General features: G+C 68.1%; 17 protein-coding genes, 1 other RNA gene and 1 riboswitch. Of the genes, 10 read left to right on the top strand and 8 right to left on the bottom strand.

Going from position 1 to position 15,873, the window contains the following annotated elements:
- Positions 1 to 1,095: an LPS export ABC transporter permease LptF gene (gene lptF, locus J8I33_RS06290; protein ID WP_050012072.1), complete on the bottom strand. Its 1,095-nt coding sequence runs from the start codon at positions 1,093 to 1,095 to the stop codon at positions 1 to 3.
- A 122-nt stretch (positions 1,096 to 1,217) separates the two neighbouring features.
- Here lptF and J8I33_RS06285 point away from each other — a divergent pair, with 122 nt between their 5' ends.
- Genes J8I33_RS06285 through J8I33_RS06275 form a run of 3 tightly spaced genes read left to right on the top strand, consistent with a single transcriptional unit; the run spans position 1,218 to position 3,961 of the window.
- Positions 1,218 to 2,729: a leucyl aminopeptidase gene (locus J8I33_RS06285; RefSeq protein ID WP_050012071.1), complete on the top strand. Its 1,512-nt coding sequence runs from the start codon at positions 1,218 to 1,220 to the stop codon at positions 2,727 to 2,729.
- A gap of 34 nt (positions 2,730 to 2,763) precedes the next feature.
- Positions 2,764 to 3,180, top strand: a complete 417-nt coding sequence (locus tag J8I33_RS06280; protein WP_050012070.1) for a DNA polymerase III subunit chi — start codon at positions 2,764 to 2,766, stop codon at positions 3,178 to 3,180.
- A gap of 25 nt (positions 3,181 to 3,205) precedes the next feature.
- Complete coding sequence (locus J8I33_RS06275; protein ID WP_209933926.1) at positions 3,206 to 3,961, top strand: DUF2486 family protein; 756 nt, start codon at positions 3,206 to 3,208, stop codon at positions 3,959 to 3,961.
- A gap of 145 nt (positions 3,962 to 4,106) precedes the next feature.
- Here the strand turns inward: J8I33_RS06275 and J8I33_RS06270 are convergent, their stop codons facing one another.
- Both J8I33_RS06270 and ilvD read right to left on the bottom strand, forming a co-directional pair.
- On the bottom strand, positions 4,107 to 4,433 hold the full coding sequence (locus J8I33_RS06270) for a c-type cytochrome (protein ID WP_209926371.1): 327 nt from the start codon (positions 4,431 to 4,433) through the stop codon (positions 4,107 to 4,109).
- A 125-nt stretch (positions 4,434 to 4,558) separates the two neighbouring features.
- Complete coding sequence (ilvD, locus tag J8I33_RS06265; RefSeq protein ID WP_050012067.1) at positions 4,559 to 6,232, bottom strand: dihydroxy-acid dehydratase; 1,674 nt, start codon at positions 6,230 to 6,232, stop codon at positions 4,559 to 4,561.
- A gap of 136 nt (positions 6,233 to 6,368) precedes the next feature.
- Here ilvD and J8I33_RS06260 point away from each other — a divergent pair, with 136 nt between their 5' ends.
- The gene (locus J8I33_RS06260) at positions 6,369 to 7,283 is read left to right on the top strand and encodes a LysR substrate-binding domain-containing protein (RefSeq protein WP_209933922.1); all 915 of its coding nucleotides are present in this window, start codon (positions 6,369 to 6,371) and stop codon (positions 7,281 to 7,283) included.
- An 89-nt stretch (positions 7,284 to 7,372) separates the two neighbouring features.
- Positions 7,373 to 8,269, top strand: a complete 897-nt coding sequence (lgt, locus tag J8I33_RS06255) for a prolipoprotein diacylglyceryl transferase (RefSeq protein WP_050012065.1) — start codon at positions 7,373 to 7,375, stop codon at positions 8,267 to 8,269.
- Between the two features lie 144 nt (positions 8,270 to 8,413).
- Here the strand turns inward: lgt and J8I33_RS06250 are convergent, their stop codons facing one another.
- The 5 genes from J8I33_RS06250 to J8I33_RS06230 all read right to left on the bottom strand — a co-directional run bounded on the left by J8I33_RS06250 (position 8,414) and on the right by J8I33_RS06230 (position 10,974).
- Positions 8,414 to 9,154, bottom strand: coding sequence for an SIMPL domain-containing protein (locus J8I33_RS06250; RefSeq protein WP_050012064.1), 741 nt, complete (start codon positions 9,152 to 9,154; stop codon positions 8,414 to 8,416).
- A 181-nt stretch (positions 9,155 to 9,335) separates the two neighbouring features.
- Complete coding sequence (locus J8I33_RS06245) at positions 9,336 to 9,797, bottom strand: EVE domain-containing protein (RefSeq protein ID WP_006478090.1); 462 nt, start codon at positions 9,795 to 9,797, stop codon at positions 9,336 to 9,338.
- Between the two features lie 252 nt (positions 9,798 to 10,049).
- Positions 10,050 to 10,231: non-coding RNA, 6S RNA (gene ssrS, locus J8I33_RS06240), on the bottom strand.
- Positions 10,232 to 10,312: 81 nt separating this feature from the next.
- Positions 10,313 to 10,627, bottom strand: a complete 315-nt coding sequence (locus J8I33_RS06235) for a cell division protein ZapA (protein WP_006478091.1) — start codon at positions 10,625 to 10,627, stop codon at positions 10,313 to 10,315.
- A complete protein-coding gene (locus J8I33_RS06230) occupies positions 10,624 to 10,974 on the bottom strand; it encodes an ATPase (RefSeq protein WP_006478092.1) in 351 nt (116 codons plus the stop codon). The genes J8I33_RS06235 and J8I33_RS06230 overlap by 4 nt, the downstream gene beginning before the upstream one ends.
- Positions 10,975 to 11,128: 154 nt before the next feature.
- Positions 11,129 to 11,378: riboswitch (cobalamin riboswitch) on the top strand.
- Positions 11,379 to 11,419: 41 nt separating this feature from the next.
- On the opposite strand from J8I33_RS06230, the gene J8I33_RS06225 reads away from it, so the two are divergent.
- The 5 genes from J8I33_RS06225 to cobC all read left to right on the top strand — a co-directional run bounded on the left by J8I33_RS06225 (position 11,420) and on the right by cobC (position 15,802).
- Entirely contained in the window at positions 11,420 to 12,535 is a 1,116-nt protein-coding gene (locus tag J8I33_RS06225; RefSeq protein ID WP_209933918.1) for an iron ABC transporter permease, read from the top strand.
- Positions 12,532 to 13,350 (top strand): ABC transporter ATP-binding protein, encoded by an 819-nt coding sequence (locus J8I33_RS06220; protein WP_050012062.1) that lies wholly within the window; start codon positions 12,532 to 12,534, stop codon positions 13,348 to 13,350. The genes J8I33_RS06225 and J8I33_RS06220 overlap by 4 nt, the downstream gene beginning before the upstream one ends.
- A gap of 61 nt (positions 13,351 to 13,411) precedes the next feature.
- Complete coding sequence (cobT, locus tag J8I33_RS06215) at positions 13,412 to 14,467, top strand: nicotinate-nucleotide--dimethylbenzimidazole phosphoribosyltransferase (protein WP_050012061.1); 1,056 nt, start codon at positions 13,412 to 13,414, stop codon at positions 14,465 to 14,467.
- Positions 14,468 to 14,480: 13 nt separating this feature from the next.
- Positions 14,481 to 15,233 carry an adenosylcobinamide-GDP ribazoletransferase gene (locus J8I33_RS06210; protein WP_050012060.1) on the top strand — a complete coding sequence of 251 codons (753 nt, stop codon included), beginning with the start codon at positions 14,481 to 14,483 and terminating at the stop codon, positions 15,231 to 15,233.
- Positions 15,218 to 15,802: an alpha-ribazole phosphatase gene (gene cobC, locus J8I33_RS06205; RefSeq protein WP_124631627.1), complete on the top strand. Its 585-nt coding sequence runs from the start codon at positions 15,218 to 15,220 to the stop codon at positions 15,800 to 15,802. The genes J8I33_RS06210 and cobC overlap by 16 nt, the downstream gene beginning before the upstream one ends.
- Positions 15,803 to 15,873: the final 71 nt, after the last annotated feature.

Raw genomic sequence — 15,873 nt, 5'->3', positions numbered from 1 at the left:
TCATGCTCCCGAGCGGCCGAACAGCGCGCGTGTCAACAGCGGACGATTGCGCACGCGCAACCAGAAAATGAATGCGACGATCGCCGCGACGAGCACGTGCAGGCCGACCAGACCGACGCCGAACGACATCTTGCCCTGCTCGATCTGCGCCTGCACGACGTTCAGCAGGTTCGAGTACGTGAGGTAGATCAGCACAGCCATCACGAGGTTGATCGTGCGGCTGCGGCGCGGGTTCTGGTACGAGAGTGGGATGCCGAGCACCATCAGGTTGATCGCGATCAGCGGCAGCCCCGCGCGCCACGCGAATTCCGCGAGGTTGTCGCGCGTCGGGTTGCGCAGCAGGTCGGGCGTGGGCGTGCTGTTGGTGGTCTGCACGTTGACGACCGGCTTGCTCGTGATCTTCACGCCGTAGCGCTCGAACTCCATGATCTTGAAGTTCGGCTGGCCGGGCGTACCGTCGTAGCGGCGGCCGTCCTCGAGGACGACGAAGCGATCGCCGTCCTTCGAGGTTTCCGTATGGCCGGTTTGCGACACGACCACGTTGAGCTTGCCGTTTTCCGTCGACGTGACGAAGACGTTCTGCACCTTGCTCTGGTCGGGCGACATCTTCTCGATGAAGAACACCCGATGGTTCGCGGCCGATTCGCGGAACTGGCCGGGCGCGAGCAGCGAGATTTCGTCGCGCTGCTGGAAGCGCGCCTTGATCAGCTTGCTCTGCTGGTTCGACCACGGCCAGCCGACGAACGCGAAGAACGTGATCAGCAGGATGATCGGCGCGGCGAACACGCCGATTGGCTTGATGAGGCGCGTGAGGCTCACGCCAGACGCGAGCCACACGACCATTTCGGAGTCCCGGTACCACCGGGTCAGCACGAACAGGATCGACACGAACAGCGTGACGACCAGCATCACGGCGAGATAGCCGATCACGGTCAGGCCGATCAGCACGAGCACGTCCCGCGGATCGATTTCGCCGGACGCGGCGTAGCCGACGATGCGAATCATCATCGTCGTGAGCATGATCGTGAGCAGCACCATGAACACGGCGCCAGCCGTATACGCAAGCTCGCGCTGGAGGGAGCGTTCGAAGATCATTCTTGATGAGAAGAGGGCGGGAGGCTGCGCACGCGTGGTGGGGCGCTCGCGCCGCCACGGGAAAAATAGCGGATAATTGCGGCTTTCATCCTTAGCCCAGATTTTATCCGAGGACAAGCGCGATGGACTTTAGCATAAAAGGCTGTGATTGGAGCAAAGGCGAAGCCAAGGGGTTCCTGACCGGGAAGTCCGACTGCATCGTGCTCGGCATCTTCGAGGCGCAGACGCTGTCGGGCGCGGCGCTCGACATCGACACGGCCACCAAGGGGCTGATCTCGCGCGTGGTGAAGGCCGGCGACATGGACGGCAAGCGCGGCAAGACGCTGTTCCTGCACGAAGTATCGGGCATCGGCGCGTCGCGCGTGCTGCTCGTCGGGCTCGGCAAGCAGGATGCTTTCAATCAGAAAGCCTACAACGATGCGGTGACGGCCGCGTGGCGCGCGCTGCTGGCGACCAAGGTCGTCCAGGTCACGTTCTCGCTCGCGCAACTGCCGGTCGACGAGCGCAGCTCCGACTGGGGCGTGCGCGCCGCGATCCTCGCGCTGCGCAACGAGACGTACCGCTTCACGCAGATGAAGAGCAAGCCGGAACCGGCGTCGCACACGCTCAAGCGCGTCGTGTTCAGCGTCGATCCGGCCGACGAAAAGGCCGCGAAGGTCGCGATCAAGCAGGCCGTCGCGCTCGCGAACGGGATGGATCTGACCCGCGACCTCGGCAACCTGCCGGGCAACGTCTGCACGCCGACCTACCTGGGCAACACCGCGAAGCAGATCGCGAAGGATTGGGGCCTGAAGGCCGAAGTGCTCGGGCTCAAGCAGATCCAGGCGCTGAAGATGGGGTCGTTCCTGTCGGTCGCGCGCGCATCGGTCGAGCCGCCGCAGTTCATCGTGCTGCACTACCAGGGCGGCGCCGCGAAGGCCGCGCCGGTCGTGCTGGTCGGCAAGGGCATCACGTTCGATACGGGCGGCATCTCGCTGAAGCCGGGCGAAGGCATGGACGAGATGAAGTACGACATGTGCGGCGCGGGCTCGGTGCTCGGCACGATCCGCGCGGTCGCCGAGATGGGCCTGAAGATCAACGTCGTCGCGATCGTGCCGACCTGCGAGAACATGCCGGGCGGCAACGCGACGAAGCCGGGCGACATCGTCACCAGCATGAAGGGGCTGACGATCGAGGTCCTGAACACCGACGCCGAAGGCCGCCTGATCCTGTGCGACGCACTCACGTATGCCGAGCGCTTCAAGCCGGCCGCCGTGATCGACGTCGCGACGCTGACGGGCGCGTGCGTGATCGCGCTGGGCGGCCACAACAGCGGGCTGTTCTCGACCAACGACGCGCTCGCGGGCGAACTGCTCGACGCATCGCGCGAGGCGAACGACCCGGCATGGCGCATGCCGCTCGACGACGAATACCAGGATCAGCTGAAGTCGAATTTCGCGGATCTCGCGAACATCGGCGGGCGTCCGGCCGGCGCCGTGACGGCCGCATGCTTCCTGTCGCGCTTCACCGACAGCTATCCGTGGGCTCACCTCGACATCGCGGGCACCGCATGGAAGGGCGGTGCCGCGAAGGGCGCGACGGGGCGTCCGGTGCCGCTGCTCGCGCAGTTCCTGATCGACCGCGCCGGCCAGTGATGGCGGGGCTGACGACGCCGCGGGTGCGCGGGCAATGACGCGGATCGATTTCCACTCGAACGTCGGCGATTCGCTCGCGTACGCGTGCCGGCTGCTGCGCAAGGCCTATCTGGCCGGGCAGCCGGTCGTCGTGCTCGCCGAGCCCGCGCGCCTGCGCGCGCTCGACGAGCGGCTCTGGACGTTCTCGCCGCTCGATTTCATTCCGCATTGCGGCGTCGACAGCGAGCACGCAGCCGGTACGCCGATCGTGCTGGCCGCCGATCTCGACCGCGCGCCGCATCATCACGTGCTGCTGAACCTCGGCGCGACCGTGCCCGCGCAGTTCGCCCGCTTCGAGCGCCTGCTCGAAGTGGTCGGCAACGCGCCGGACGAGCTGGCCGCGGGCCGCGACCGCTACCGGTTCTACCGCGACCGCGGCTACGCGCTGAACAACTACAAGCAGGGCGGCTAGCCGCAACCGTCGACGGAGTGTTCCCGTGACAGAAGCCGATTCATCCTCGATCCCGACGCTGACCGACGTGCTGGTGCCCGGCAAGCCGGCGCCGGCGCGCTCGCCCGCGTCTGCCGCACCCGGGCCGCACGGAAGCGCGGCGATTCCGGTGCTCACCGACGTGATCGTACCGGGCGCCGCCGCGGCCGCGCCGGCCGAATCCCGTCAAACCGAAGCCGACCCCGATTCCGTCGTGGTCGAACCCGTGCCGACACCGCACGTGCCGACCGTCGAGTTGCCGGGCGACGTGGCGATGGCCGCCGCTGCGGGCGACACCGATGCGCCGGCCGGACCCGGCGCATCGGAGCACGTGGTTGCCGAAGAGGTGGCGGTGATGACGGCGCCGCTGCGCTCGTCGCTGGTCGATGACGGTCTGCCGCAGCACACGTTCGCTCCGATTGCGCACGAAGCGGCCGGGCACGCGCCGGACGCGGCAATGCCGGAGGCGGTCCTGCCGAGCGCAGCGCTGCAACCGGAAGCATCGGACGCCGCCGCGCTGACGCCGGAAGATGCGCAGCACATCGCCGAACGGCTTCGCAATCGCCTGACGAACTATCTGACCGGGCCGGGGCGCGAGGCCATCGAAGCGCGTTGTCGCGATGCGCTGCACGAGCATTCGGCCTGGCTGGTCGGCCAGGTCACGCGCGAAGTCGCCCTCGCGCTGGAAACAGAGGTGATGGACTGGGTACGCGATGCGGTCGATGAAGAGATCGCCCGCCGCCGCGCCGGTCACTCCGGCTGAACGGCAATCGCTCGCGGCGGTGAAAAGGGGGCGGTCCAGTAAGGGCCTGCGAAGCCGGCGGTGATGCGCCGCCGGTCGGGCGGTACGCGGTTGCCTGCCTGCCACGCCCTGCACACCGCGTCGGTGCGTCGCGCGGATATCCGATTCAGCGAACCGACAGCACCCACTGGGCGAGCGTGCGGGCTTCGGTGCCCGTCAGTTGCGTGTTGGCGGGCATCGGCACGCTGCCCCATACGCCGACGCTGCCTTTCACTATCGATTGCGCAAGATAATCGGCGGCGTCGTTGCGCGTCGCGTACTTGCCGGCGATGTCGTGGAACGACGGACCCATCAGCGGCTTGCCGATCGCATGGCAGGCCATGCAGTTCTTGCGCTGCGCGAGCGCGAGCCCGTCGGCCTGGTCGGCGCGCGCCGCCGCCGCGCCGCCGGCCAGCAGCGTCGCGAGCAGCACGCGCAATATCGTCTGTTTCATGCGGTTCTCCGCCGGCGGGGATGGCCGGCTTCATGGTCCGCGCATTATAGAAGCAAAGGGGAAGCACGTTTTGCGCGTTCCCCCGGTGGTCCGTTTATCGGGGTCGCATGAGAGGGTGCCCTGCCTCAACCCGTGACCGCCCCTTGGTTCGCCGGCCGGGCAAGCGCCGCGAATTTCGCGAGCACGCCGCGCGTATAGCGCGGCGCGGGCTGCCGCCACGCGGCGCGGCGGCGTGCGAGTTCCGCATCGTCGACGTTCAGTTGCAGCAGCAGCCGGTGCGCGTCGATCGTGATCGAATCGCCTTCCTGCACCAGTGCGATCGTGCCGCCGACGAACGCCTCCGGCGCGACGTGGCCGACCACCATGCCCCAGGTGCCGCCCGAGAAGCGGCCGTCCGTGATGAAGCCGACCGATTCGCCAAGCCCCTTGCCGATGATCGCGGACGTCGGTGCGAGCATTTCCGGCATGCCGGGGCCGCCCTGCGGGCCGAGGTAGCGCAGCACGAGGATGTCGCCCGCCCGGATCCGGTCGCCGAGGATCGCATCCATCGCGCTCTGCTCGTCGTCGAACACGCGCGCCGGGCCCGTGATCACCGGGTTCTTCAGGCCGGTGATTTTCGCGACCGCGCCGTCTTCCGCGAGATTGCCCTTCAGGATCGCCAGATGGCCTTCCTTGTACAGCGCGCGGTCGATCGGAAAGATCACGTCCTGATCCGCGCGCGGCGCGGCCGGCACGTCCTTCAGCTCGTCGGCGATCGTGCGGCCGGTGATCGTCATGCAGTCGCCGTGCAGCAGCCCCGCATCGAGCAGGATCTTCAGCACCTGCGGAATCCCGCCGGCCCGGTGCAGGTCGGTCGCGACGTACTGTCCCGACGGCTTCAGGTCGCAGATCACCGGTACCCGCTTGCGGATGCGTTCGAAGTCGTCGATCGTCCAGTCGACCTCGGCCGCGTGCGCGATCGCGAGATAGTGCAGCACCGCATTGGTCGAGCCGCCGGTGGCCATGATCACCGACACCGCGTTCTCGATCGATTTCTTCGTGATGATGTCGCGCGGCTTCAGGTCGCGTTTCACGGCCTCGACCAGCACGCGCGCCGATTCGGCGGCCGAATCGACTTTCTCCTGGTCGGGATTCGCCATCGTCGACGAATACAGCAGCGACATCCCGAGCGCCTCGAACGACGAGCTCATCGTGTTCGCGGTGTACATCCCGCCGCACGAACCCGACGTCGGGCACGCGTTCTTCTCGACGCCTTCGAAATCCTCCTGCGACATCCGGCCCGCGGTGAATTCGCCGACGGCCTCGAACGACGACACGATCGTCAGGTCCCGGCCCTTCCAGTTGCCGGGGCGGATCGTGCCGCCGTACACGTAGATGCCCGGCACGTTCAGGCGCGCGAGCGCGATCATGCCGCCCGGCATGTTCTTGTCGCAGCCGCCGACGACTACCACGCCGTCCATCCACTGGCCCTGCACGCAGGTTTCGATGCAGTCGGCGATCACTTCGCGCGACACGAGCGAGTACTTCATCCCTTCGGTGCCCATCGACATGCCGTCCGAAATCGTCGGCGTGCCGAAGATCTGCGGGTTCGCGCCGGCCGCCTTCACGGCGTCGACCGCCGCGTCCGACAGCCGTTGCAGGCCGGAATTGCACGGCGTGATCGTCGAATGGCCGTTCGCGATGCCGATCATCGGCTTGTCGAAATCGTCCTTCTGGTAGCCGAGCGCGTAGTACATCGAGCGGTTCGGCGAACGGGCCACGCCTTGCGTGATGTTTTTAGAGCGGCGGTTGTACGACATGGGGAGCTCCATCGTTGTTTTGGCGACGCCGGCGCGAACAGTGCGCCGGGTGGGTCGATCAAGCATGGAGTTTCCGTTCTGGGATGTCCAATATATTATTTGTCGCCTATTAAGTCGTTTTACGAATGAGTCGAGCATGGCCGATCCGATCCCCGACCTGCGCCAGTGGCGCTATTTCGCGACCGTCGCCGACGAGCGCCATTTCGGCCGCGCGGCCGAGCGGCTGTCGATGACGCAGCCGCCGTTGTCGCAGGCGATCCGCGCGCTCGAGGACGCGCTCGGCGTCGCGCTGTTCGTGCGCACCAAGCGCTCGGTCGCGCTGACGGCGGTCGGCGCGGCGCTGCTGCCGGAGGTGCGCCGGCTGCTCGCGTCGGCCGATGCGCTGCCGCCGATGGCGCGGCGGCTCGCGCGCGGCGAGGCCGGCTCGCTGTCGCTCGCGTTCGTGTCGACCGCCGATTACGGGCTGCTGCCGTCATTGCTGCGCGCGTTCGGCGCGCGCTATCCGCAGGTGCGGCTGCAGCTCACGGAAGCGACGAGCGACGTGCAGATCGACGAACTCGTCGCCGGGCGCATCGACGCCGGGCTCGTCATTCCGCCCGTGCCGCCGCGCCACGCGGCCGGGCTGTCGTACCTGCCCGTCGTGCGCGAGCCGCTGGTGGCCGCGATGCCGGCCGGGGCGTCCGACGCGCCCGAGGACGAGCCCGTGCAGCTCGCCGACGTCGCCGCGTTTCCGCTCGTGATCTTTCCGCGCCGTTTGGCGCCCGGCTTTTATGACATCATTACGGGCTGCTACGGCGCGGCGGGGGAAACTCCGCGCATCGGCCAGGAGGCGATCCAGATGCAGACGATCGTCAGCCTCGTGTCGGCCGGCATGGGCGTCGCACTGGTGCCGCAATCGCTGCGTAACCTGCGGCGCACCGGCGTGGTCTACCGGCCGCTCGCCGGTCACGCGCCGGTCGTCGAGACGGGCCTCGTGTGGCGCACCGGCGACGTGAGCCCCGTGCTCGCCGGCTTCATCGACGTCGTGCGCGCGCAGGGTCCGGCCGCGTGACGTGAACGATGGCGCGCGGGCGCCGTCCAACGCGCGGTCCTGCACGTGTGCGACGGCCGTACCGTATTCGAAAACTTCTTCGCTAACCCATGATCATTCACCCGAATTTCGACCCCGTTGCGATCCATCTCGGGCCGCTGGCCGTGCGCTGGTACGGCCTCATGTATCTCGTCGGCTTCATCGCGGCGATCGTCGTCGGCCGGATCCGCCTGAAGCTGCCGTATGTCGCCGCGCAGGGCTGGACCGCGAAGGACATCGACGACATGATGTTCTACGGCGTGCTCGGCACCGTGCTCGGTGGCCGGCTCGGCTACGTGCTGTTCTACAAGGCCGATTTCTACTTCTCGCATCCGCTCGACGTGTTCAAGGTGTGGGAAGGCGGCATGTCGTTTCACGGCGGCTTCCTCGGCGTGACGCTCGCGATGATGCTGTTCGCGTGGCAGCGCAAGCGGCACTGGCTGCAGGTCACCGATTTCGTCGCGCCGATGGTGCCGTTGGGGCTGGCAGCGGGGCGGCTCGGCAATTTCATCAACGGCGAGCTGTGGGGCCGCGTGACCGATCCGACGGCGCCGTGGGCGATGCTGTTCCCGGGGGCGATGCGCGACGACGCGGCATGGCTGCCGAAACATCCGGCACTCGTCGAGAAGTGGCATCTCGCCGACGTGTTCATGCAATACCAGATGCTGCCGCGCCATCCTTCGCAGCTCTATGAAATCGCGCTCGAGGGCATCGCGCTGTTCTTCGTGCTGTTCCTGTTCGCGCGCAAGCCGCGGCCGATGGGCGCGATATCCGCGCTGTTCCTGATCGGTTATGGCCTCGCACGTTTCACGGTCGAGTTCGCGCGCGAGCCCGACGACTTCCTCGGCCTGCTCGCGCTCGGCCTGTCGATGGGGCAGTGGTTGTCGCTGCCGATGATCCTCGCGGGTATCGCGATGATGGTCTGGGCGTATCGCCGTCGCGCGGCGAACGCGAATGCGGCTGCTTGAAGTGGCTGCGTGAGGTCGCTGCATGACGCGGTATCGATGTACGCGCGATCGGCGTGCGCATCGGTTACCCGGATGCACATGAAAAACGCCGGCCCTCGGGCCGGCGTTTTCGTTTCCGACAACGGCGCGATGCGCGTTACTGCGTTACTTCATCTGCACGGAGCCGTTGACGGTGACCGACACGGTGGCCTTGCCGCCTTCGACCGCGATCGGCGCACTCATCTTCGCGCTGTCCATCGGCGCCGCGGCCATCGCCATCATGCGCGGGTACGGCTGCACGTTGCGGCCGCTGCCGACGTTCACGTCGCGGATCGTGTAGCTGTTGTAGCCGAACGCCTTCGCGGCTTCGTCCGCGCGGGCGCGGAACGACTTGATCGCTTCGGTCGTGAGCTTCTGCTCGGCCGTGCGCTGCGCTTCCGGCGACAGCGAGAACTCGACGTTCGCAACCTGCATCAGGTTCGACAACTGGCCTGCCAGCTTCGACGCCGCGGCGAAATCGCGCGATTCGAGCGCGACCTCGGTGCGGCCGCGCCATGCGGAGATCTTGCCGTCGCGATCGGTGCTCGGATACACGGAGAACGCGCCCGTGTGCGCGGTGACGCCCGACACGCCCTTCGCCTGCGACAGCGCCGCATCCGCGCGCTGGTTCAGCTGCGCGGTGAGGCTGCCCGGGTCCTTGGCCTGCTGCTCGTAGAACAGCGTGATGTGGATGATGTCCTGCGGCACGTCGGCGCTGGCCTGCGACGAAAGCGACAGCACGCCGGCCGGCTCGGGAAAGTGCGGGTTCGCCGTCTGGGCGTGCGCGGCGGGCGACGCGAGCGTCAGCGCGACGGGAACGGCGGCGGCGAGAGCGAGCGACAGCGCGAGTGCGGATTTCTTGGTCATTGTTGGACTCCTTGTGCGAAGGCGCGCACGCGGATCACGCGTGCGCGACGCGGGCGTACCGCGCGACGAAAAAAACGACGGCCGGCCGATCGGCCGACAGCGGTTGCTTAGGCTGCGCGAAAGCGCCGCGAGTTCCGTTGCGGCAGTGCGTACTGAACAGATTTGACCTTTTGGCCGGCGCCTACTTCATCAACTTTTCGGTGATGAACCGCCATTCCGCGCGCGTGACGGGCGTGATCGACAGCCGGTTGCCGCGGGCGAGCACGCGCATGTCGGCGAGCTCGTCGTGCTCGCGCAGCGCGGCGAGCGGCACGAGCGGCGACTTCTTCACGAAGCGCACGTCGACGAGCAGCCAGCGTGGCGCTTCCTGCGTCGATTTCGGGTCGTAATAGGGGCTTTTCGGATCGAACTGTGTGGGATCGGGGTAGGGCGTGGACGATACTTCGGCGAGGCCCGCGATGCCCGGCTCGGGGCAGCTCGAGTGATAGAACAGCACGCCGTCGCCGATCTTCATCGTGTCGCGCATGAAATTACGCGCTTGATAATTGCGCACGCCGGTCCACGGCAGCGAGCGCTGCGGTGCGTTGGCGAGATCGTCGATGCTTGCTTCGTCCGGTTCGGACTTCATCAGCCAATATTGCATGGATCGTAATCGACGCAGAAGGGGCATGAGGGTCTGTTTGCATGCGGAACGCGCACCCCAAACGAAAAATACCATTCACGGGAATGCCCGAAATCGCCCGCATGGCGGCGTCGCTCGTCACTTGTTTGGCTCGGCCAAACGGCGCTCCTCACTTCTTGCCCTGCGAGCGATTTCGGGCATTCGCATGCGCGTTCCGCATGCAAACAGCCCCTCAAAAAGGAAACGGCATCGGGAGTTCCCGATGCCGTTGGATAGGCCCCCGCCTTGGCCGCTAGGCCGGCATCCTGAACCTGAGGTTCAGAATTGGTCGCAGTTAGCAGCACTTCGGGTACATCAGACAGAGTGACGCGCGCGCCCGTGCTACAAATTTCCGCAACCGTGCACATGGCATTGGTTCAAGGAATATATGACCTTGGCGAACCAGGCAGGGAAGCTGACTGAACTGTGTTTCGATGCGCCAATTTGACCACCGTTGACCGTCGAGATCAAGCGGAATCGACGCATCGTTTCAAACGTTACTGCGTCTCGTGCTGTGCGAGCACCGCGCCGAGCTGTTCGTTCATCTGGTGCATTGTACGACGGATTTCTTCCGCCGGAAATGCTTCACCGTGCCGCACGCTCGTTTGCAGCCGCAGCAATTCCGACGCAAGCGACAGCGCCGCCATCACCGCGATGCGATCGGTGCCGCGCACCGAGCTGTTCGAGCGGATTTTCGACATTTCGGCATCGACGCGCGCGACCGCTTCGAGCAGCGCCGCTTCGGTCTCGGCCGAACAGGCGAGCCGATAGGGCTGACCGAGAATCGAGACTTCGATCTGCTTGGTGCTCATGCATGTTCTCCGTGGCTGGCCGCGTCATCGCCATCCGTGCGCGCCTGCGCATCCAGCAGGTCGAGCTGGTTGTCGGCTTGCTCCGCGCTCTTCGAGCGCGGCAGCTTTTCGAGAATCGCGTTCAGTTTCACCTGGGCGTCGTCGATCTTCGCCGACAGCGTGTCGCGCTCGGCCGCGAGCGCATTGCGTTCGTCGCGCAGCTGCGCGAGTTCCGCGCGGACCGTATCCGCTTCCGCGCGCAATTGCGCGACCTGCTCCTCGAGCGCGAGCCGTTCCGAGTGATAGCGCTTGTTCAGCGAAATCAGACGGCCAATATTTTGAGACAGGGTTTCGAGTTCGTTGAGCATTTGCTGCGTCCTCTAAAGACCCAGCATTTTAGCGCGGAATACCGCGCAATCCGACATCTGTAACGTTTCCAGTCGTAACACCCCTGCTTCTTGCCGCGAATAGGCATGTCCGACGCCGGTCCGGACGCTTCCTTGACGCTCGCGCGACCGGCTCCTAAACTGGCGCCGCCTCGGTGCTCGCGCGCAGGATGCGCGGTTAAACGGGAAGCAGGGTGCGGGCTCCGCGAGCGCGCCAACCTGCGCTGCCCCCGCAACGGTAAGCGGCCGCGTCGCGTGACGCAGGCCGGCTCGGGCGCGTTTCGCGTGCAGGTCGCACGCAGGCGCGGGCCACTGCGCGTCATCGCGCGGGAAGGCGAGCCGGACCGCCGCCAGCCCGGATACCGGCCGAGACGGGGAGCCCGCAAGGGCTCCATGACGCGCGGCCTGCGGGGAAGCGGGGCGCGCAATGCTTCACGGAACGTTCTTCGATGCCGACCCCAATCGTTCGCCACGCGCCCCTGTCGCGCCCGGCCGGCCACCGCAAGCGGATGCACCGCGCGTCGGGCGCGCGGCCGTGCGCCGCATGAGCGCCGCACGCGCCACCGTCATCTGGGCCGCGCTGGCCGCCGTGGTCGCGCTGCTGTTCGTCGCGTCGCTGTCGATCGGCAGCGTGCCGATGTCGCCGTGGCAGGCGCTCGCGTCGCTCGTGCCGCACGGCGGCGATACCTTGTTTGCCGATATCGTCCGGACGCTGCGCCTGCCGCGCGCGCTCGCGGGTTTCGCGTGCGGCGCGCTGCTCGCGCTGGCCGGCGCGTTGTTGCAGGTGCTGCTGCGCAATCCGCTCGCGGAGCCGTACGTGCTGGGCGTGTCCGGCGGCGCGGCCGGCTTCGCGCTCGTCGCGATGATCGCGGGCGGCGCGTGGTGGCTCGTCGACGCATCCGCATTCGCCGGTTCGCTCGTCTCGGTCGCGCTCGTGCTCGGTCTCGCGAGGCGCGAGCTGTGGCGCGGCGAATCGCGCGACGCATCGCCGCGGCTGCTGCTCACGGGCGTCGTGATCGCGGCGGGATGGGGCGCGCTCGTCACGCTGTTGCTGTCGCTCGCGCCCGATGCACGGCTGCGCGGCCTCATCTTCTGGCTGACCGGCGACCTGAACGGCGCGACGGCGCCGTGGTTCGCGTGGGGCGCGCTGTTGCTGAGCGCATGCGCCGCGCTGCCGGCCGCGCCGCAACTGAACGTGCTGCTGCGCGGCGACGCGACCGCGCAGGCGCTCGGCGTGCCGGTCGCGCGGCTGCGCGTGCGGATCTATCTCGTCGCGTCGCTGGCCGCCGCGGCCGCGGTCACGACGGCCGGTACGATCGGCTTCGTCGGCCTCGTCGTGCCGCACGCGTTGCGGCTCGCGTTCGGCAACGACCAGCGGATGCTGCTGCCGGCCGCGATGCTCGCGGGCGGTGGCGGCGTGATGGCGGCCGACCTGCTCGCGCGCACCGCGATCGCGCCTGCACAATTGCCGGTGGGCGTGATGACCGCGTTGATCGGCGTGCCCGTGTTCCTGTGGATGTTGCTGAGGAGGCCGATGCGATGACAGGCACCGCAGCACCGCACGCCGCTGCCGGCGACATGCGCTACATGGCCGTCGACCTGACGCTGAAGGCCGGCGCGCGCACGCTGCTCGACCGCTTCACGCACGCGTTCCGCCCCGGCGAGATCTGGTGCGTCGCCGGGCCGAACGGCGCGGGCAAGACGACGCTGCTCGCCACGCTCGCGGGACTGCAGCCGCCCGCCGGCGGACACGTCGAGATCGACGGTCGGCCGCTTGCCGCATGGCGTCCCGAGCAACTCGCGCAGCGCCGCGCGCTGATGCCGCAGCAACTGCACGATGCGTTCAGCGCGACCGTGTTCGACACGGTGCTGCTCAACCGCTTTCCATATCTCGGCGGCTGGGGTTGGGAGCGCGACGGCGACCGCGCGGCCGCGCGCGAGGCGCTCGCGACATTCGACCTGAACCCGCTCGCGTCGCGCGACGTGATGTCGCTGTCGGGCGGCGAGCGGCAGCGGGTCGCGCTGGCCGCGACGCTGTGCCAGGATGCGCCGCTGATGTTGCTGGACGAACCGCTCGCGCATCTCGACCTGCATCACCAGATCGACTGCCTGACCGCGCTGGCCGCCTGGCTCGCGGCGGGCCCGCGTACGGTGATGTTTTCGTGTCACGACCTGAATCTCGCGCGGCGTTTCGCGACGCATGCGCTGTTGCTCGACGGCCGCGGGCATGCGTGGGCCGGCCGCGTGCATGATGTGCTGACGCCCGAGCGCGCGAGCGACGCGTTCGGCTATCCGCTCGTGCTGATCCGCGAGAACGGCCGCGATGCGCTGTTGCCGGCGTGGCCCGCGCGACAATGATCTTTCCCGTTCCGAATTTTCCGATGCGCGGCGCATGCCGCGCCCACCATACGGCCCCTCGATGACCACTTCGACCCAATTCCCGCCCGCGATCGCGCCGCTAGACGACGCGCTGCGCACGCGCCTGCAGCATGTGATCGACCACAAGACCAAGCCGCCCGGCAGCCTCGGCCAGCTCGAGGCGCTCGCGCTGCAGATCGGCCTGATCCAGCGCACCGAGCGGCCGGTCGTGCAGCGTCCGGTGACGATCGTGTTCGCGGGCGACCACGGGATCGCGGCCGAGGGCGTCAGCCCTTATCCGCAGGCGGTGACCGCGCAGATGGTCGCGAACTTCCTCGCCGGCGGCGCGGCGATCAACGCGTTCTCGGGCGTCGCGCAGAGCACGCTCGAGATCGTCGATGCGGGCGTCGCGTCGCCGCTGCCGCTGTCGGACCGGCTGGTGTCGGTTCCGGTCGCGCGTGGCACGCGCAACTTCGCGGCGGAACCCGCGATGACGCGTGAAGAAGCGATGACGGCGCTGGCCGCGGGCGCGGCGCGCGTGCGCCTGCACGCGTCGCTCGGCACGAACGTGATCGGCTTCGGCGAGATGGGGATCGCGAATACGTCGTCGGCCGCGTGCCTGATGAGCCGCCTGCTCGACGTGCCGATCGACGCCTGCGTCGGCCGCGGCACGGGCCTCGACGATCAGGGCCTCGCGCACAAGCGTGCGGTGCTCGGTCGCGCGCTCGTCAAGCACTCGCATGCGATCGCGCCGCTCGACGTGCTCGCGACGTTCGGCGGCTTCGAGATCGCGATGATGACCGGCGCGTACCTCGCGGCCGCGAGCGAGCGGATGACGATCCTCGTCGACGGCTTCATCGCGACCGCCGCGCTGCTCGTCGCCGAGCGCATCGCGCCCGGCGTGCGCGACTACTGCGTGTTCTCGCATACGTCGCACGAGGCCGGCCACCGGCGCATGCTCGAGCATTTCGGCGCGAAGCCGCTGCTCGCGCTCGACCTGCGGCTCGGCGAAGGCACGGGCGCCGCGCTCGCGCTGCCGCTGGTGCGCGCGGCGGCCGCGTTCCTCAGCGAGATGGCGAGCTTCGAATCCGCCGGCGTCGACGATCGTGACGCCTGAGCGCGTGCGCGGCATGCGCGCCGAGCTGCGCTACTTCTTCGTCGCGCTCGGCTATTTCACGCGCGTACCCGTGCCGCGCTCGATCGGCTACGCGGCCGGCGATCTCGACCAGGCCGCGCGCTATTTCCCGCTCGTCGGCGCGTGCGTCGGCGCGTGGGGCGCGCTCGTCTATCTCGTCGCGCTGCGCGTGCTGCCGCCATCGATCGCGGTCGGGCTGTCGATGGCCGCGACGCTGCTCGCGACCGGCGCGTTCCACGAAGACGGCCTCGCCGACAGTTGCGATGCGTTCGGCGGCGGTTACACGCGCGACGACGTGCTGCGCATCATGCACGATTCGCGGATCGGCACGTTCGGCGCCGTTGCGCTCGTGATCGCACTCGGCCTGAAATGGCAGGCGCTGGCGTCGATGCTGCCGCTGCGCGCCGCATGGACGATGATCGCCGCGCACGCGGCGAGCCGCGCGATGGCCGTGAGCCTGCTGATGACGCTCGACTACGTGCGGCCCGAAGGCAAGGCGAAGCCGGTCGCGCAACGAATGGACGCACGTGCGGCGTGCGTCGCGGCGGTGTTCGGACTGCCGTGGCTGTTCTGGCCGGACTGGCGCATGGGCGTTGCCGCCTGCGTGGCGCTCGTGCTCGTGCGCGCGTGGGCGGCCCGCTATTTCGTGAAGCGGATCGGCGGTTATACGGGCGACTGTCTCGGCTTCGCGCAGCAACTGGGCGAACTGGCGATCTATCTGGTGGTGCTCGGATGGACGTCGTCCTGATCCGTCATCCGGCCGTCGGCATCGAGCCGGGCGTCTGCTATGGGCGCAGCGACGTGCCGCTCGCCGAATCGGCCGATGGCGGCGCGCAGGCCGTGCGCATGCATCTGGCGGAACTAAGTGCGCCGTCGCCCGAACAGGTGCGGACGAGCCCGCTGACGCGCTGCGCGTCGGTTGCCGAACGGCTCGCGCGGGCATTCGACGTACCGCTGCTGGGCGATGACGACTGGCAGGAAATGGATTTCGGCGCGTGGGAAATGCAGCGCTGGGACGATATCGACCGCGCCGCACTCGATGCGTGGGCGGCCGACCTGATGCATGCGTGCGCGCACGGCGGAGAAAGCGTCGCGCGATTCGTCGCGCGGGTGGCGCGGCAGGCCGATGCGGTTGCGGCGTTCGACGGACCGCAATGGGTCGTCACGCATGCGGGCGTGATCCGCGCATTCGCGTCGCATGTGTTGCGCGTGCCGCTCGACACGTTGCTGTCGCGGCCGGTGCCGACGGGCGGGGCGGTGTGGCTGCGCAGGGAGGGCGCCGCGCGAACGTGGGAAGTCGTGCACTGGGATGCATAGGCGCACTTGCGTCTGCATGTGAACTGCGCTGCGCACGGAGCGATCTGTTTCGAGCACCGCACGCATCCGGC

Source organism: Burkholderia sp. AcTa6-5 (assembly GCF_017815075.1).
GTDB classification, from domain to species: Bacteria; Pseudomonadota; Gammaproteobacteria; order Burkholderiales; family Burkholderiaceae; genus Burkholderia; species Burkholderia sola.
Note: the sequence above shows the minus strand (reverse complement) of the source record. Positions and strands in the feature narration are given on the sequence as shown.

What these genes read in the sequence shown, in the direction of transcription:
- J8I33_RS06250 (WP_050012064.1), bottom strand. Translation starts at nt 9,154, where the DNA reads ATGACCAAGAAATCCGCACTCGCGCTGTCGCTCGCTCTCGCCGCCGCC.
- J8I33_RS06210 (WP_050012060.1), top strand. Translation starts at nt 14,481, where the DNA reads ATGCGCGCCGAGCTGCGCTACTTCTTCGTCGCGCTCGGCTATTTCACG.
- lgt (WP_050012065.1), top strand. Translation starts at nt 7,373, where the DNA reads ATGATCATTCACCCGAATTTCGACCCCGTTGCGATCCATCTCGGGCCG.
- J8I33_RS06245 (WP_006478090.1), bottom strand. Translation starts at nt 9,797, where the DNA reads ATGCAATATTGGCTGATGAAGTCCGAACCGGACGAAGCAAGCATCGAC.
- ilvD (WP_050012067.1), bottom strand. Translation starts at nt 6,232, where the DNA reads ATGTCGTACAACCGCCGCTCTAAAAACATCACGCAAGGCGTGGCCCGT.
- J8I33_RS06230 (WP_006478092.1), bottom strand. Translation starts at nt 10,974, where the DNA reads ATGCTCAACGAACTCGAAACCCTGTCTCAAAATATTGGCCGTCTGATT.
- J8I33_RS06220 (WP_050012062.1), top strand. Translation starts at nt 12,532, where the DNA reads ATGACAGGCACCGCAGCACCGCACGCCGCTGCCGGCGACATGCGCTAC.
- J8I33_RS06235 (WP_006478091.1), bottom strand. Translation starts at nt 10,627, where the DNA reads ATGAGCACCAAGCAGATCGAAGTCTCGATTCTCGGTCAGCCCTATCGG.
- J8I33_RS06285 (WP_050012071.1), top strand. Translation starts at nt 1,218, where the DNA reads ATGGACTTTAGCATAAAAGGCTGTGATTGGAGCAAAGGCGAAGCCAAG.
- J8I33_RS06280 (WP_050012070.1), top strand. Translation starts at nt 2,764, where the DNA reads ATGACGCGGATCGATTTCCACTCGAACGTCGGCGATTCGCTCGCGTAC.
- lptF (WP_050012072.1), bottom strand. Translation starts at nt 1,095, where the DNA reads ATGATCTTCGAACGCTCCCTCCAGCGCGAGCTTGCGTATACGGCTGGC.
- J8I33_RS06270 (WP_209926371.1), bottom strand. Translation starts at nt 4,433, where the DNA reads ATGAAACAGACGATATTGCGCGTGCTGCTCGCGACGCTGCTGGCCGGC.
- cobT (WP_050012061.1), top strand. Translation starts at nt 13,412, where the DNA reads ATGACCACTTCGACCCAATTCCCGCCCGCGATCGCGCCGCTAGACGAC.
- J8I33_RS06260 (WP_209933922.1), top strand. Translation starts at nt 6,369, where the DNA reads ATGGCCGATCCGATCCCCGACCTGCGCCAGTGGCGCTATTTCGCGACC.
- cobC (WP_124631627.1), top strand. Translation starts at nt 15,218, where the DNA reads ATGGACGTCGTCCTGATCCGTCATCCGGCCGTCGGCATCGAGCCGGGC.
- J8I33_RS06225 (WP_209933918.1), top strand. Translation starts at nt 11,420, where the DNA reads ATGCTTCACGGAACGTTCTTCGATGCCGACCCCAATCGTTCGCCACGC.